At 60.9% G+C, this 13,974-nt stretch carries 18 protein-coding genes; 7 read left to right on the top strand and 11 right to left on the bottom strand.

Going from position 1 to position 13,974, the window contains the following annotated elements; all coding sequences use genetic code 11:
- The first annotated feature begins 6 nt into the window (after positions 1 to 6).
- Genes A7J50_RS17110 through cysG form a run of 4 tightly spaced genes read left to right on the top strand, consistent with a single transcriptional unit; the run spans position 7 to position 4,395 of the window.
- Positions 7 to 1,329, top strand: coding sequence for a replication-associated recombination protein A (locus tag A7J50_RS17110; protein ID WP_064452888.1), 1,323 nt, complete (start codon positions 7 to 9; stop codon positions 1,327 to 1,329).
- Positions 1,329 to 1,703 carry a fluoride efflux transporter CrcB gene (gene crcB, locus A7J50_RS17105; protein ID WP_024076158.1) on the top strand — a complete coding sequence of 125 codons (375 nt, stop codon included), beginning with the start codon at positions 1,329 to 1,331 and terminating at the stop codon, positions 1,701 to 1,703. The genes A7J50_RS17110 and crcB overlap by 1 nt, the downstream gene beginning before the upstream one ends.
- A 16-nt stretch (positions 1,704 to 1,719) precedes the next feature.
- Positions 1,720 to 3,000, top strand: coding sequence for a serine--tRNA ligase (serS, locus tag A7J50_RS17100; protein WP_064452887.1), 1,281 nt, complete (start codon positions 1,720 to 1,722; stop codon positions 2,998 to 3,000).
- Positions 3,001 to 4,395: a siroheme synthase CysG gene (gene cysG / locus A7J50_RS17095; protein WP_064452886.1), complete on the top strand. Its 1,395-nt coding sequence runs from the start codon at positions 3,001 to 3,003 to the stop codon at positions 4,393 to 4,395.
- Positions 4,396 to 4,508: 113 nt separating this feature from the next.
- On the opposite strand, the gene A7J50_RS17090 is transcribed toward cysG, so the two are convergent.
- The 6 genes from A7J50_RS17090 to tusD form a co-directional block, all read right to left on the bottom strand.
- Entirely contained in the window at positions 4,509 to 5,504 is a 996-nt protein-coding gene (locus A7J50_RS17090) for a glutathione S-transferase family protein (protein WP_064452885.1), read from the bottom strand.
- A gap of 88 nt (positions 5,505 to 5,592) precedes the next feature.
- The gene (locus A7J50_RS17085) at positions 5,593 to 6,594 is read right to left on the bottom strand and encodes a glycosyl transferase family protein (protein ID WP_064452884.1); all 1,002 of its coding nucleotides are present in this window, start codon (positions 6,592 to 6,594) and stop codon (positions 5,593 to 5,595) included.
- The gene (locus A7J50_RS17080; RefSeq protein WP_064452883.1) at positions 6,591 to 6,926 is read right to left on the bottom strand and encodes a TusE/DsrC/DsvC family sulfur relay protein; all 336 of its coding nucleotides are present in this window, start codon (positions 6,924 to 6,926) and stop codon (positions 6,591 to 6,593) included. The genes A7J50_RS17085 and A7J50_RS17080 overlap by 4 nt, the downstream gene beginning before the upstream one ends.
- Positions 6,923 to 7,201, bottom strand: a complete 279-nt coding sequence (gene tusB, locus A7J50_RS17075) for a sulfurtransferase complex subunit TusB (protein ID WP_064452882.1) — start codon at positions 7,199 to 7,201, stop codon at positions 6,923 to 6,925. The genes A7J50_RS17080 and tusB overlap by 4 nt, the downstream gene beginning before the upstream one ends.
- Entirely contained in the window at positions 7,201 to 7,551 is a 351-nt protein-coding gene (gene tusC, locus A7J50_RS17070; RefSeq protein ID WP_064452881.1) for a sulfurtransferase complex subunit TusC, read from the bottom strand. The genes tusB and tusC overlap by 1 nt, the downstream gene beginning before the upstream one ends.
- Position 7,552: 1 nt before the next feature.
- Positions 7,553 to 7,945 (bottom strand): sulfurtransferase complex subunit TusD, encoded by a 393-nt coding sequence (gene tusD, locus A7J50_RS17065; protein WP_053256815.1) that lies wholly within the window; start codon positions 7,943 to 7,945, stop codon positions 7,553 to 7,555.
- 158 nt (positions 7,946 to 8,103) lie between these two features.
- Between tusD and A7J50_RS17060 the strand changes: the two genes are divergently transcribed.
- Positions 8,104 to 9,285: a CaiB/BaiF CoA transferase family protein gene (locus tag A7J50_RS17060; RefSeq protein ID WP_064452880.1), complete on the top strand. Its 1,182-nt coding sequence runs from the start codon at positions 8,104 to 8,106 to the stop codon at positions 9,283 to 9,285.
- A gap of 110 nt (positions 9,286 to 9,395) precedes the next feature.
- Here A7J50_RS17060 and A7J50_RS17055 read toward each other — a convergent pair whose 3' ends face one another.
- Both A7J50_RS17055 and A7J50_RS17050 read right to left on the bottom strand, forming a co-directional pair.
- On the bottom strand, positions 9,396 to 9,890 hold the full coding sequence (locus A7J50_RS17055; protein WP_064454959.1) for a SprT family zinc-dependent metalloprotease: 495 nt from the start codon (positions 9,888 to 9,890) through the stop codon (positions 9,396 to 9,398).
- Positions 9,891 to 10,018: 128 nt separating this feature from the next.
- The gene (locus A7J50_RS17050; RefSeq protein ID WP_064452879.1) at positions 10,019 to 10,621 is read right to left on the bottom strand and encodes a Yip1 family protein; all 603 of its coding nucleotides are present in this window, start codon (positions 10,619 to 10,621) and stop codon (positions 10,019 to 10,021) included.
- Positions 10,622 to 10,895: 274 nt separating this feature from the next.
- Between A7J50_RS17050 and ttcA the strand changes: the two genes are divergently transcribed.
- Positions 10,896 to 11,720, top strand: coding sequence for a tRNA 2-thiocytidine(32) synthetase TtcA (gene ttcA / locus A7J50_RS17045; protein WP_064452878.1), 825 nt, complete (start codon positions 10,896 to 10,898; stop codon positions 11,718 to 11,720).
- A gap of 67 nt (positions 11,721 to 11,787) precedes the next feature.
- Complete coding sequence (locus A7J50_RS17040) at positions 11,788 to 12,459, top strand: DNA-3-methyladenine glycosylase I (protein ID WP_064452877.1); 672 nt, start codon at positions 11,788 to 11,790, stop codon at positions 12,457 to 12,459.
- 89 nt (positions 12,460 to 12,548) lie between these two features.
- Here the strand turns inward: A7J50_RS17040 and A7J50_RS17035 are convergent, their stop codons facing one another.
- The 3 genes from A7J50_RS17035 to arsC are packed head-to-tail and all read right to left on the bottom strand — an operon-like array spanning position 12,549 to position 13,913.
- A complete protein-coding gene (locus A7J50_RS17035; protein WP_064452876.1) occupies positions 12,549 to 12,965 on the bottom strand; it encodes a DUF2069 domain-containing protein in 417 nt (138 codons plus the stop codon).
- Entirely contained in the window at positions 12,949 to 13,563 is a 615-nt protein-coding gene (gene wrbA / locus A7J50_RS17030; RefSeq protein ID WP_064452875.1) for an NAD(P)H:quinone oxidoreductase, read from the bottom strand. Before wrbA ends, A7J50_RS17035 begins: the two co-directional genes overlap by 17 nt.
- Positions 13,560 to 13,913, bottom strand: coding sequence for an arsenate reductase (glutaredoxin) (arsC, locus tag A7J50_RS17025; RefSeq protein ID WP_064452874.1), 354 nt, complete (start codon positions 13,911 to 13,913; stop codon positions 13,560 to 13,562). Before arsC ends, wrbA begins: the two co-directional genes overlap by 4 nt.
- Positions 13,914 to 13,974 lie beyond the last annotated feature (61 nt).

Here is a 13,974-nt window from a genome sequence, read left to right as displayed (position 1 = left end):
CTGCCCATGGACCTGTTTCGAAGTGACCCGATTGCTCAGCCCCTGGCCGCACGCTTGCGTTCGACCAACCTGGATGAGTACGTCGGGCAAGAACACCTGCTCGCTCGCGGCAAGCCTTTGCGCGAAGCCCTGGAGCAGGGGGCGCTGCACTCGATGATTTTCTGGGGGCCGCCGGGTGTGGGTAAAACCACCCTGGCACGGCTGCTGGCGAAAGTCTCGGACGCACACTTCGAAACGGTTTCCGCGGTACTGGCCGGGGTCAAGGAGATCCGCCAGGCGGTGGAAGTCGCCAAGCAGCAGGCCGGTCAATATGGCAAGCGCACCATCCTGTTCGTTGATGAAGTGCACCGCTTCAACAAGTCCCAGCAGGATGCGTTTTTGCCGTATGTCGAAGACGGCACGCTGATCTTTATTGGCGCGACCACCGAAAACCCTTCGTTTGAACTCAATAACGCCTTGCTCTCACGGGCGCGCGTCTATGTGCTCAAGAGCCTGGACGAAGCGGCGATGCAAAAGCTGTTGCACCGCGCCTTGGCCGAAGACAAGGGCTTGGGCAAGCGCCAGCTCAGTCTCAGTGACGAAGGCTTCAAGATTCTGCTGAGCGCCGCCGATGGCGACGGCCGCCGTTTTCTGAACCTGTTGGAGAATGCCTCCGACCTGGCCGAGGACGGCAGCGAGATCGGCGTCGATCTTCTGCAAAGTTTGCTCGGCGACACCCGCCGCCGTTTCGACAAGGGCGGCGAAGCCTTTTACGATCAGATCTCGGCGCTGCACAAGTCTGTGCGCGGTTCCAACCCCGACGGCGCGCTGTACTGGTTTGCGCGGATGATCGACGGTGGCTGCGACCCGCTTTACCTGGCGCGCCGCGTGGTGCGCATGGCCAGCGAAGACATTGGCAACGCCGACCCGCGCGCGCTGAGCCTGTGCCTGGCGGCCTGGGAGGTGCAGGAGCGCCTTGGCAGCCCGGAAGGCGAGTTGGCCGTTGCACAGGCCATTACGTATCTGGCCTGCGCGCCAAAAAGCAACGCGGTGTACATGGGCTTCAAATCAGCCCTGCGCGCTGCCGCCGAACACGGCTCGCTCGAAGTACCGCTGCACCTGCGTAACGCCCCGACCAAACTGATGAAACAGCTGGGCTACGGCGACGAATACCGTTATGCCCATGATGAGCCGGACGCCTATGCCGCCGGCGAAGATTACTTCCCCGATGAGCTTGAGCCGCAGCCGTTCTACCAGCCGGTGCCTCGTGGCCTGGAGCTGAAGATCGGTGAAAAGCTCAATCACCTCGCCCAACTCGATCGCCTCAGCCCCAAACAGCGGAGAAAGTAGTGCTCAAGACGATTCTTGCCGTGTCCGTAGCCGGCATCGCTGGTACATTATTGCGTTTCGCCACCGGTACTTGGGTCAACGCCAACTGGCCGAAGCATTTTTATGCGGCGACCCTGGCGGTCAACCTGGTGGGCTGCTTGATCATCGGGCTGTTGTACGGGTGGTTCCTGTTGCGCCCGGAAGTGCCGATTGAAATTCGGGCCGGCTTGATTGTCGGCTTTGTAGGCGGTCTGACGACCTTTTCATCCTTTTCACTGGATACGCTGCGCCTGCTGGAAAGCGGGCAGGCCCTGGTAGCCTTCGGTTACCTGGGCATCAGCGTGTTCGGCGGGCTGCTCGCCACCTGGGCTGGCCTGTCCTTGACCAAACTTTGATAAACGAGAGACCGACATGCTCGATTCCAAACTGTTACGTAGCAACCTTCAGGACGTAGCGGACCGCCTGGCATCCCGTGGCTTTGCCTTGGATGTTGCGCGCATCGAAGCGCTGGAAGAACAGCGCAAGACCGTCCAGACCCGCACCGAAGCACTGCAGGCTGAGCGTAATGCGCGTTCCAAATCCATCGGTCAGGCCAAGCAGCGCGGCGAAGACATTGCGCCGTTGATGGCGGACGTCGAGCGCATGGGCACCGAGCTGTCCGACGGCAAAGTCGAGCTGGAAGGCATTCAGAGCGAGCTGGACTCGATCCTGCTGGGCATTCCCAACCTGCCGCACGAGTCGGTACCGGTTGGCGAAGACGAAGACGGTAACGTCGAAGTGCGCCGCTGGGGCACGCCAAAAACGTTTGATTTCGAGATCAAGGATCACGTCGCCCTGGGCGAATTGACCGGTGGCCTGGATTTCGAAACCGCCGCCAAGATGTCCGGCGCGCGCTTTGCCTTGCTGCGCGGTCCGATTGCACGCATGCACCGTGCCCTGGCGCAGTTCATGATCAACCTGCACACCGGCGAACACGGCTACGAAGAAGCCTACACCCCGTACCTGGTGCAGGCGCCGGCGTTGATGGGCACCAGCCAGTTGCCGAAATTCGAAGAAGACCTGTTCAAGATCAGCCGTGATGGCGAAGCCGATCTGTACCTGATCCCGACGGCCGAAGTGTCGCTGACCAACATCGTGGCCGGCGAGATCCTCGACGCCAAGCAGCTGCCGATCAAGTTCGTCGCCCACAGCCCATGCTTCCGCAGTGAAGCCGGCGCGTCGGGGCGCGACACCCGCGGCATGATCCGCCAGCACCAGTTCGACAAGGTCGAGATGGTGCAAGTGGTTGAGCCATCGACCTCCATGGAAGCCCTGGAAGGCCTGACCGCCAACGCCGAGCGCGTCCTGCAACTGCTTGAGCTGCCTTACCGCGTGTTGGCGCTGTGCACCGGCGACATGGGCTTCAGCGCCGTGAAGACCTACGACCTTGAAGTGTGGGTGCCGAGCCAGGACAAATACCGCGAAATTTCGTCGTGCTCCAACTGCGGTGATTTCCAGGCCCGTCGCATGCAAGCGCGTTTCCGTAACCCGGAAACCGGCAAGCCGGAACTGGTGCACACCCTCAACGGTTCGGGCCTGGCGGTAGGCCGCACGCTGGTAGCCGTGCTGGAAAACTACCAGCAGGCTGACGGTTCGATCCGTGTACCTGAGGTGCTCAAGCCTTACATGGCGGGCGTTGAGGTCATCGGCTAAATGGAATTTCTGCCGCTGTTTCATAACCTGCGCGGCAGTCGTGTGTTGGTCGTCGGTGGCGGGGAGATTGCGTTGCGCAAATCCCGGCTGCTGGCCGACGCCGGTGCGTTGCTGCGGGTGGTTGCTCCCCAGATCGAAGACCAGTTGCGTGAACTGGTACTGGGCAGTGGCGGGGAACTGATTTTACGCGGTTATCAGGAGCCCGACCTTGAGGGTTGCACCCTGATTATCGCCGCGACCGACGACGAGCCGCTGAACGCGCAAGTGTCCAGTGATGCCAAGCGTCGCTGCGTGCCGGTCAATGTGGTGGACGCGCCAGCCTTGTGCAGCGTGATCTTCCCGGCAATTGTCGACCGTTCGCCCTTGGTGATTGCCGTGTCCAGCGGCGGCGATGCGCCGGTGCTGGCGCGCTTGATCCGGGCCAAGCTGGAAACCTGGATTCCTTCCACTTACGGCCAGTTGGCCGGGTTGGCGGCGCGTTTTCGTGCCCAGGTCAAAGGTTTGTACCCGGACGTTCAGCAGCGTCGTGCGTTTTGGGAAGAGGTTTTCCAAGGCCCGATCGCCGACCGTCAGTTGGCCGGGCAGGGCGCTGAAGCTGAGCGCTTGTTGATCGAGAAGGTTAACGGCGCGCCACCGTACGCGCCCGGCGAAGTCTATTTGGTGGGCGCAGGCCCGGGTGATCCGGACCTGCTGACCTTCCGCGCCCTGCGCCTGATGCAGCAAGCCGACGTGGTGCTGTATGACCGTTTGGTTGCTCCGGCGATTCTTGAACTGTGCCGCCGGGATGCCGAGCGTATTTACGTCGGCAAGCGTCGCGCCGACCATGCCGTGCCGCAAGACCAGATCAACCAGCAATTGGTGGATCTGGCCAAGCAAGGCAAGCGTGTGCTGCGTCTAAAAGGTGGCGATCCGTTCATCTTTGGCCGTGGTGGCGAAGAGATCGAGGAATTGGCGGCCCATGGCATTCCGTTCCAGGTAGTGCCGGGAATCACTGCCGCCAGTGGTTGCGCGGCCTATGCCGGGATTCCGCTGACGCACCGTGACTATGCCCAGTCGGTACGTTTTATCACCGGGCATTTGAAGAACGGGACGTCAGACCTGCCTTGGCGGGATCTGGTGGGGCCGTCGCAGACCTTGGTGTTCTACATGGGTTTGATTGGCTTGCCGATCATCTGCGAACAACTGATCAAGCACGGTCGCGCAGCGGATACCCCGGCGGCGTTGATCCAGCAGGGCACCACGTCCAATCAGCGCGTGTTTACCGGCACCCTGGCGGACTTGCCGCGCATGGTGGCGGAGCATGAAGTGCATGCGCCGACCTTGGTCATCGTCGGTGAAGTGGTGGTGTTGCGCGAGAAACTGAAGTGGTTTGAAGGGGCGCAATCCCAGGTTTGAGCCTTAACCGCATTGCGGGCAAGCCCCCTCCCACATTGGCCTGTGTGCACAGATCCAAATGTGGGAGGGGGCTTGCCCCCGATGAGGCCTTCAAACATAGCCAATGATTCGGATCAGCCCTGGACGCCTTTGCCACTTAGCCGCTTCCTGTCATGCCCGGCATCAAAGGTTTGTAACGGCCCCTTCGGCACAATCCCCGTCGGATTGATCGTCGGGTGGCTCGCATAGTAATGCCCCTTGATGTGCGAAAAATCCACCGTCTCGGCCACGCCTGGCCACTGATAAATCTCCCTCAGCCAATTCGACAAGTTCGGATAATCGGCAATCCGCCGCAGGTTGCATTTGAAGTGGCTGTAATACACCGCATCAAAACGAATCAGCGTGGTGAACAGCCGCACATCGGCTTCGGTCAGGTATTCACCGGCCAGGTAACGGTGCGCGTCCAAGTGCCGCTCCAGGTGATCCAGCTCGGCAAACACATCATCAAACGCGCTTTCATAGGCCTTTTGCGAGGTGGCGAAGCCTGCGCGGTATACGCCATTGTTCACGGCGGCGTAGATGCGTTCGTTCAGCGCGTCGATGCTCGGGCGTAGCGCCTCGGGGTAGAAGTCCAGCGTGTTGCCGGTCAGTTCGTTGAAGGCGCTGTTAAACATGCGGATGATCTCCGCGGATTCATTGCTCACGATGCGCTTGAGCTTTTTGTCCCACAGCACCGGTACGGTGACGCGGCCGGTGTAGTTGGCGGTGTCAGCGGTGTAGCGCTGGTGCATGAATTGGAAGTCGTCGAGTTTGTCGCCGCTGGAGCCATGGGCCTTGTCGAAGGTCCAGCCGTTTTCCAGCATCAGCCAACTGACGACGGAAACGTCGATCAAGCTTTCCAGGCCCTTGAGCTTGCGCAGGATCAAGGTGCGGTGGGCCCACGGGCAGGCGAGGGAAACATACAGATGATAGCGACCGGCCTGCGCCTGGAAGCCGCCCTCGCCACTGGGGCCAGGCTCGCCGTCGGCTGTCACCCAGTTACGCCGTTGCGCCTGCTCGCGCTGGAAAGCGCCGTCTGCACTACTTTCGTACCACTGGTCTTTCCAATGTCCTTCGATCAGCAAACCCATGACTGGCTCCTTGGCTAATAAGCGTTGGAGCCCAGTCTAAAGGGATGAGTTCGAACTAAAAGCACAAAGACTGCGGGCAAATGATCGATTAAATCGATTTGTCCCGCGCGTCCCAGTATTGCTGGGCCAGTTCGAAGGCTTGCACCCGTGGGTGGCCGAGGCCGCGCAAGGCCAGGGCCATGGTGGCGATCAGGGCCAGTTGCGGATAGCTGTCCTCGACATCGCCGCGCCACAGCGCTTTCAACTGCTCGGGTTCCAGGGTCGCGGGTTTGACGTGGCGCTGAGCGGAGAGGGCGGGCCACTCTTCGTCCCAGCTTTCGCCGCCGGTGGTGCCGTACAGGTGGCTCAGGGTGTCGGGGTTGATCTCGACCTCGCCGCCGTCACCCTTGACCACAATCACGTTGTCGCCGAGCAGGCCGCTGGCGTCACGGTGCACGCCCTGGTAACCGGGGTGGAAAATACTTTGCAGGCCGCAGCGTGCATTCAGCGGGTTGAGCAGGCGCGCCAGGGAATGGATCGGCGAGCGCAGGCCCAGGGTGTTACGCAGATCAATCATGCGTTGCAGTTGCGGCGCCCAGTCACCCAGCGGGATAAACGCCAGGTTGCCGTGTTCGAACGCGCTTTCAACCTGCTGCCAATTGCGGCACAACGGGATGTGTAGGCCTTCCAGCAATTGCTCGGTGTACAACCGGCCAGCGGTGTGAGCGCCGCCGCCGTGCATCAGGATGCGCACGCCGTTCTGCGCCAGGCATTTGGCCGCCAGCAAATACCACGGCAGGTGGCGTTTTTTCCCGGCGTAGGTGGGCCAATCGATATCCACGTTCAGCGCCGGCGCATTCAGGCGTTCGCGTACCGCTTCGGTGAATCCGGCGAGTTCTTCCGGGCTTTCTTCCTTGTGCCGTAGCAACATCAGGAAGGCGCCGAGCTGGGTGTCTTCGACTTCTTCGTCGAGCAGCATGCCCATGGCCTCACGGGCTTCTTCGCGGGTGAGGTTGCGCGCGCCGCGCTTGCCTTTGCCCAGGATGCGCACGAACTGCGCAAACGGGTGTTCGGCAGGGGTTTCAAGGGTCAGCGGGGCAAAGTCGGTCATAAGCAATTCGTCGGCCTGGGCAGGCCCGCCAGCTTGGCGGCGAGTTTGGCGGGAGTGCCGTTGAACAGTTTGTTGAGGTGCAGGCTGTTGCCCTTTTCCGGGCCCAGCTTCAAGGCGGTGTACTTGATCAGCGGGCGCGTGGCGGGGGACAACTGGAATTCGGCGTAGAAGCCACGCAGCAGTTCGAGGATTTCCCAATGGTCCGCGGTCAACTCCAGGGGTTCGGCGGCGGCAAGGGCGTTGGCCACGTCGGTGGACCATTGACTCAGGTCGACGAGATAGCCGTCCTTGTCCAGTTCGAGGGTGCGCGAACCTACGGTCAGGGTGTTCATAGCCAGGTGTTGACCTTGTCGTAGTCGATCGACAACTGCACGAAACCTGGATAGTCCACGCTGTCGGCCCAGTCTGGCAGGGGCAGGTTGCGCGCCTGCATGTCTTCGGCCAGCACAAAGACCTTCACACCCTTGGTCTGCAGGGCCGGATTGTGCAGCCCGTAGGCGCCATCGCCGCACAGCAGGATCGCGTCCTCGGGGCCGCAAACGCGCAGGCAACTGGCGAGGCGGCTATCGGTAAACGGGGAGTGGGACACCACATGTAAAGTCGACATCAGAGGGTAATCACCTGGTCGTAACGGTCAATCAGTTGGGAAATCTGTTCGCTGCCCAGCGCTTGAGCACTGGCGGGGGGCGCGAGCCCGCGCTCGGCCAGGCTGTGGCTGCAGGCGAATACGTCATCGATACCGAACAGGCCCAACGCCTGCAAGTTGGCGCCGAGGTCTTTTTGCTGCACGGCCTTGGCGTCCTGGTGTGGCGCCAGCTGAAACACCCCGTCATCCATAAACAGCAGGCCGATCGGCAGATCAAATGCACCGCCGGCCAGCACGATATCCAGGGCTTCGCGCGCGCTCGGCCCCGACCACGGTGCCTGGCGGCTGATCACCAATAAGGATTTGGACATGTCATGGCCCTCCAAAGCAGATCAGGCGGTCAGCGGCCTGGGCGGCGTCATGCAGCTGCCCAAGGCCCGACAGCGCCCACGGCGCGTCGAGGTTCACTGCGCTGCGTTGATAGCGCGTGGCTTCTTCCTTATTCAACACGCCACGGCGCAAGGCAGCGGCGATGCACACCACGCCGTCGAGCTGGTGCGCGCTGACGAACTCGCGCCATTGCCGGGCGATATCTTGCTCATCCTGGGGCGCAACGATGTTAGTGGAGGCGCTGTACACCCCGTCCTGATAAAAAAACAGCCGCACAATTTCGTGCCCGCCGGCAAGCGCTGCCTGTGCGAACAGCAAGGCGCGGCGCGAGGAGGGCGCATGGGCGGCGGAAAACAAAGCAATCGCAAACTTCATGGAACACTCTGCAAGCAAACGTAAGCCAATCATAAAGCCGCCGCCGCGAAAAAGCCCGCCGTGATCAAAACGGTCACTCGCGGTGATTGTTCTGACGATTGCCGCCAGGCTCAAGGCTGCCTACGCTGTGGGCATTCGAAACCCCAAATGGAGTCTCCATGTCAGGTCCCTTGGCATCGCTCAAAGTGCTGGATTTTTCCACCTTGCTGCCGGGCCCGTTCGCGTCCTTGATGCTGGCGGACATGGGCGCTGAGGTATTGCGCATCGAATCGCCCACGCGCATGGACCTGTTGCGGGTCTTGCCACCCCATGACCACGGCACCTCGGCGAGCCATGCCTACCTCAATCGCAATAAGCGCAGTCTGGCGCTGGATCTCAAGCAGGTCGAGGCGCTGGAGATCGTGCGCGAACTGGTCAAAGACTACGACATCGTCCTTGAGCAATTCCGGCCTGGGGTGATGGAGCGTCTGGGCTTGGGTTATGAGGCGTTGAAGGCGATCAACCCCAAGCTGATTTATGTTTCGATCACCGGCTATGGCCAGACCGGCCCTTACAAAGACCGTGCCGGGCACGATATCAACTACCTGGCGCTGGCCGGCGTGGCCAGTTACACCGGCCGCCAAGACAGCGGGCCGTTGCCGCTTGGCGTGCAATTGGCGGATGTGGGCGGTGGTTCGCTGCATGCGGTGGTCGGTTTGCTCGCAGCGGTGATTGCCCGGCAACAGAGCGGTGTCGGCCAATACCTGGATGTGAGCATGACCGATTGCTCGTTCAGCTTGAACGCGATGGCCGGCGCTGGGTATCTGGCCTGTGGCGTGGAGCCGGGTTGGGAGACGCATGTGCTGAACGGCGGCAGTTTCTACGATTATTACCGGTCCCGCGATGGGCGCTGGATGTCGGTCGGCAGCCTGGAGCCTGCGTTTATGCAGGCATTGTGCGCGGCATTGGGGCGGCCGGAGTTGGCGGCACAAGGCTTGTCTCCCCAGCCGGAACAGCAAAAAGCACTGAAGCGGGCATTGCAGGTCGAGTTTGAGAAACGCAGCTTTGACGAGTTGTGCGAGCTGTTTGCCGGGGTGGATGCGTGTGTGGAACCGGTACTGACGTTGAGTGAGGCTGTGGAGCATCCGCAGTTGAAGGCGCGGCAATTGGTCAGCCAGGTGCCACGCGGTGATGGCTCGACCCAGGCGCAAATCGCCTGTCCGTTGAAGTTTTCCGAGGGGTTGCCGCAGCCTCGGCATATTGGGGCGGCTGTGGGGGCGCACAGTGATGAAGTGCTCGCCGAGTTAGGCTTCAGTGCTCAGAGGATAGACGCCTTGCGGCGGGCCAAGGTGGTTGGGTAGTGCCTGCACGGATGCTATCGCAGGCAAGCCAGCTCCCACATTTGATAGGCGGCGCGGTCAAAGTGTGGGCGCTGGCTTGCCTGCGATGGGGCAATCACTGACACCACCCCTCACTCCACCCGAGTTTCCCCGGTGTACACCAAGGTATGCCGGCACCGCCGGCACAAATAACGCCGCCCCTGATTCACCAACCCATGCCGCTGGGCCGAGAACGGGAAGTCGCTGTCGGCACACGGGCAGCGGTATATATAGCGGGTCACTTGTCGACGCTTGATTGCATAGGTGTGGCAGCGATCCGGCGGCAGCTCGTAAACCCCGCGCATGATCAATTGCCATTCCTCGCCATGGGGCTGGATGCGCTCGCCAAACAATTGATGGGCAATCAGGTGCGCCACTTCATGGGCCACGGTCTGTTTAAGGAAGTGCTGGCTGTTTTCGCGGTACAACTGTGGGTTGAAGCGCAGCAGGTTCTCGTGCAAATGCGCGACACCGGCTTTCTGGCCCCGCAGCTTGAGGCTGACCTGGGGGCGTTTGAAGCTTCGTTTGAAAAAGGATTCGGCTTGCAGGAAACAATCTTCGACGCGGGTATTGAGTTGCTCGGGCATGCTGTACATATCTCCAGAGACGTCCAGTATGCCGCAAAACCAGGTGTTTCCGAATCTGTCAGGCGCCGAATGGTCATGCATAACGCACAAAGCCACCTTGCGGTGGCCTTGCCCAGGTTTTTATCAGCCTAATTGGTATAGATCGGGCCCACGCCCAAGCCCCAGACGATCACGGTAAACGCCATGATCGCCACCAGCACCACCAGGCCCACGGCCAGCACCGAGCTGGAAAACAGGAAGCCCTCGTCCGGGTCGATGCTCATAAAGGTCGGCAGCCCGACATACAGCAGGTACACCGTGTAGCAAATCGCCGCCGTACCCACGACCATTCCCAGCCACATGTGCGGGTAAAGCGCCGCCAGCCCGCCGATAAACAGCGGTGTCGCAGTGTACGTGGCAAACGCTACACACCGCGCCATGCTGGGGCTGGCGTCATAGGTACGGGCCATCCAGTGAATGAACGCGCCCATCACCGCCACGCCGCCGAGCATGGCCGCATACGACATGATGGTCATCCACAGCGCGCTTTCCTGAGTCAGCATGACCGGGGACCGGCTGCCAATCACCCAGCCGACGCGGGTGGTGCCGATGAAGGCGGAGACGGCGGGGATCGCCGCGAGAATCAAGGTGTGAGTGAGGTACATGTGGCCGATACTTTCTTCCTTATCGCCACGAATTTCCCGCCATTCCTGGTCGGGATGGGTAAACAGCCCCACGACGTGATGGATCATGCCAGTCACTCCTGTCGTTGTTACCATCGCCCCCCATCGGAGCGCCCACGGGCCAAATGGCCTCAAAGGTCCTGGATAGTTGTGCGACCTCAAGTCGCAGTATAGGAAGTCATGACCGGAAAAACTGTAGGGCTTTAGAGTAAATTGCGCTGTAAACACTAGCCCTAATCGCGGCGAGGTCTGTCAAACCCCCTCGATCAGAAATGGATCTTGGGCGTCCTTACCGCTAAAATACCGCGCTTTTCGTCACACACCTCTCGCGGATCCAAGCGCCATGGGCACTCTTACGGTCAACCAGAACAAACTGCAAAAACGCCTGCGTCGCCTGGCCGGTGAAGCGGTTGCCGATTTCAACATGATCGAGGAGGGCGACAAGGTCATGGTCTGCCTCTCCGGCGGCAAAGACAGCTACACCCTGCTTGACGTGCTGCTGCACCTGCAGAAGGTCGCACCGATCAAGTTCGAGATCGTCGCCGTCAACATGGACCAGAAACAGCCGGGCTTCCCCGAACACGTATTGCCGGCCTACTTGAAAGCGCTGGGCGTCGAGTACCACATCGTCGAGAAAGACACCTATTCGGTGGTCAAGGAACTGATCCCGGAAGGCAAAACCACCTGTTCGCTGTGCTCGCGCCTGCGCCGTGGCACGCTCTACACCTTTGCCGATGAAATCGGCGCGACCAAGATGGCCCTCGGTCATCACCGCGATGACATCGTCGAGACATTCTTCCTCAATATGTTCTTCAACGGCTCCCTCAAGGCCATGCCGCCCAAGCTGCGCGCCGATGATGGGCGCAACGTGGTGATCCGCCCGCTGGCGTATTGCAACGAGAAGGACATCCAGGCTTACTCCGACTTCAAGCAATTCCCGATCATCCCGTGCAACCTGTGTGGCTCCCAGGAAAACCTGCAACGCCAGGTGGTCAAGGAAATGCTCATGGACTGGGAGCGCAAGACTCCCGGGCGCACCGAAAGCATCTTCCGCAGCCTGCAGAATGTGCAGCCGTCGCAATTGGCCGACCGCAACCTGTTCGACTTCACCAGCCTGAAAATTGATGAGACCGCCGCTTCGCGCTTCGTCAATGTTGTGAACCTCTGACACGTTTCAACGCTCTGAAAGACGGCGCTTGCGGGCGCCGTTTTCAATTCAATTGCCAGGAGAGGGCATGCGCGATTACAAGTGGCTGCACGAATATTGTCTGAACCGCTTCGGTTCGGCGGCCGAGTTGGAAGCCCATCTGCCTGTACCCAAGACCCCGGCGCAATTGCGCAAGATCAGTGATGACCGTTACCTGTCGACCCTGGCGTTGCGGGTGTTTCGCGCCGGGCTCAAGCACAGTGTGGTGGACGGTAAATGGCCGGCGTTCGAGCAAGTGTTCTTCGGTTTCGACCCGGAAAAAGTCGTGCTGATGGGCGCTGAGCACCTGGAGCGCTTGATGCAGGACACCCGCATCATCCGTCACCTGGGCAAGCTCAAAAGTGTGCCACGCAATGCGCAGATGATTCTGGATATCGAGCAGGAAAAGGGCAGTTTCGGCGCGTTTATCGCCGACTGGCCGGTGACCGATATCGTCGGTTTATGGAAGTACCTGAGCAAGCACGGCCATCAGTTGGGCGGGCTGTCGGCGCCGCGCTTCCTGCGCATGGTAGGCAAGGACACATTTGTGCCAAGCGATGACGTGGTGGCAGCCTTGAACGCGCAGAAGATCGTCGACAAGGCCCCGACCAGCCTGCGTGATCTAGCGACGGTGCAGGGCGCGTTCAACCAATGGCATGCCGAGAGTGGTCGGCCAATGTGCCAGTTGTCGATGATGCTGGCTTACACAGTGAATCATTGAGACCGACGTGTGGCTATCGCAGGCAAGCCAGCTCCCACAGGGAAATGCATTCCAAATGTGGGAGCTGGCTTGCCTGCGATGACTGACTGTCAGGCACCCTGGGCTAGCGCCAACCGCCGATTCAGTTGATGCCGCCAGCGCACATACAACAGCGCCGTACAAAACACCGCCAGGCTCGCCAGCATCTCCAGCACCCCGAACCACTGCCGATTCGGGTCATACGCCGCCAGCGCGCCCTTGATGAAATACAGGTTCACCACAAAGCACATCCACGAATGCCCGCGCGCGCTGCCGAGCAGCATCCCCGGGGCCAATAACACCAATGGCACCAACTCGATCAGCAGGATTACCCAAGGACGTGCGCCGTGCAGGTCGGCGACGAACAGGTAATACCCGCACAGCAAACCCACCAGGCCAAAAAACGCCAGCAGGCTCAGCGCCCGTGCGACCTTGACCCGTGGTTCCAGCCAGGCCTGGGGCGGGAGGACCTTAGGCTTTCTGGCCACGGCCGTTCTCCAGCAGCATCGCGGTGTTGGCCAGGCGTAAGCCCAAGGCGCGGCACAGGGTGGTTTCGTGTTGATCGAGCATGCGCTTGCCGTCGGGCCCGGCGTGATGGCTGGCGCCATACGGCGTGCCGCCGCCCTGGGTATCGAGCAGCGCCTGTTCGCTATAAGGCAGGCCGGTGATCAGCATGCCGTGGTGCAACAGCGGCAACAGCATCGACATCAGCGTGGTTTCCTGGCCACCGTGAAGGCTGGCGGTGGAAGTGAACACACCCGCAGGCTTGCCGACGAGCGCGCCGGTGAGCCACAGGTTGCTGGTGCCATCAAGGAAGTATTTGAGCGGTGCGGCCATGTTGCCGAAGCGCGTCGGGCTGCCGAGGGCCAGGGCCGAGCAGTTTTTCAAATCATCGAGGCTTGCATACAGCGCGCCTTCGTCCGGGATACTCGGCGCCACGGCTTCGCATTCGGCGGAGATCGCCGGCACGGTGCGTAATCGCGCTTCCAGGCCACCTTGCTCGATGCCCCGGGCAATCTGACGGGCCATTTCGCTCACCGAGCCATTGCGGCTGTAATACAACACCAGCACATACGGCGCAGTCACGGCAGGATCTCCAGCACGTTTTCCGGCGGACGGCCAATGACGGCTTTATCGCGGGTTTCCAGAATCGGGCGCTCCATCAGCTTCGGGTGCTCGGCGATGGCTGCGATCAACTGGGTTTCGCTGAGGCTGGCGTCGGCCAGGTTGAGGGTTTTGTATTCCTCTTCGCCGGTGCGCAGCAGTTGGCGCGCGCTGATCCCCAGCTTACCGAGCAAGGCCTTTAATTGCGCAGCGTTCAGCGGGGTTTCAAGGTAGCGAACCACGCTCGGATTCAGGCCGCGAGCTTCCAGCAGTTCGAGCGCTCCGCGGGATTTCGAGCAGCGCGGGTTGTGATAAAGCGTCAGATCGGTCATGTGCGGGTCGCATCTTGCGTAAGGTGGCGGGTATTCTACCTGCGCTGCGGCCCGTCCTTAA

Origin of the sequence: Pseudomonas antarctica (genome assembly GCF_001647715.1) — a bacterium.
GTDB classification, from domain to species: domain Bacteria; phylum Pseudomonadota; class Gammaproteobacteria; order Pseudomonadales; family Pseudomonadaceae; genus Aquipseudomonas; species Aquipseudomonas antarctica_A.
Note: the sequence above shows the minus strand (reverse complement) of the source record. Positions and strands in the feature narration are given on the sequence as shown.